The organism is Aeromonas lacus, assembly GCF_000764665.1.
In the GTDB taxonomy this organism is placed as follows: domain Bacteria; phylum Pseudomonadota; class Gammaproteobacteria; order Enterobacterales; family Aeromonadaceae; genus Aeromonas; species Aeromonas lacus.
This window is the reverse complement of the sequence record NZ_JRGM01000097.1, coordinates 1-1069: the sequence shown is the minus strand read 5'-3', so window position 1 is coordinate 1069 and position 1069 is coordinate 1. Positions and strand designations below refer to the sequence as shown.

1 protein-coding gene is annotated in these 1069 nt (G+C 46.1%); it reads left to right on the top strand.

The window, feature by feature from the left end; genetic code table 11:
* On the top strand, nucleotides 1-966 hold a 966-nt coding region (locus LG31_RS21225; protein ID WP_161785977.1), incomplete at its 5' end, for a hypothetical protein.
* Nucleotides 967-1069 lie beyond the last annotated feature (103 nt).

Below are 1069 nucleotides of genomic sequence, written 5' to 3'. Positions count from 1 at the left end.
GTAAAAGACCAAAATGCAAAAGACAAAACTGAACTAATTGCAGCTGATGCAGCCGACAAGAAAGCGTTGGCTGACCGTATATCAGCAGTAGAGAAAGCATCCAATGACAGTGACGCTAAACATAATGCTGCTATTGCGCAGCACACAACGCAGATTAAGCAGCTGCAAGATGCCGATGCCAGTACTACAAGCACGCTTGGCACGCTGTCAGACGCAGTTCTACAAGCTAATACAGCAGCTACCAAAGCGAACACTGACCTCATTGGCATCAAGACAGACGCGGGTAACGTAAAGCTCAAACTCACAGAGCTTGCAGCAGAGGTAAAAGCAGCATCTCAAGCTGCGCAGAGCTCTATCCCTGTGGGCACCATCATTGATTGGCATGGTGGGTTCTATAACCTTGATGTGCCTGCTGGCTTTTGGCCATGCGACGGTACAGATATCAAGGATCCCACATCAGTACTGAACGGTAAGAAAGCTCCTGACTTGCGTGACGTGTATACAGCAGGTGCAACTGACGGGAAAGGTTCAGGGACTATCTTAGGCAGCAACACTTATGCATTGAAAGCAACTGATCTACCCAATGTTAAGTTCCAAGACAGCACAACTGATTACACACCACAGGGTACAGTTCAAATCGCTAACGGAGGCGATCACGTACACCGTAGAGGGATGGCGTTTGATTACACTGCTGGTACTGTACTGGGTTGCAACAACGCAGGTAATAACAGCCAGTTCCAAGTACTCACATATGGAGCTAACCCTGGCGGCTGGGCAGGTGCATTGCCAAATATCCCAGATGGAAATAAGTACACAACTCAAGATGGTTCACACTCTCACCCTGCTACTTTTAGTGGCACAAAAACACAAATCACAGTGAAAGGTTTCTCGTTAAATACAGGGACACAGACACCAATTGATATGCGTCCTAAGACGTTGTACGTGACTAAACTAATAAAAATTTAATTCCCTTCGGCCCCTATCTGGGGCCTTTTTGGGTTCCTCAAAATTATAATAATAAGGAACTGAACATGTCTGATTCCCAGAATATTTCCCGTAATACTATGGT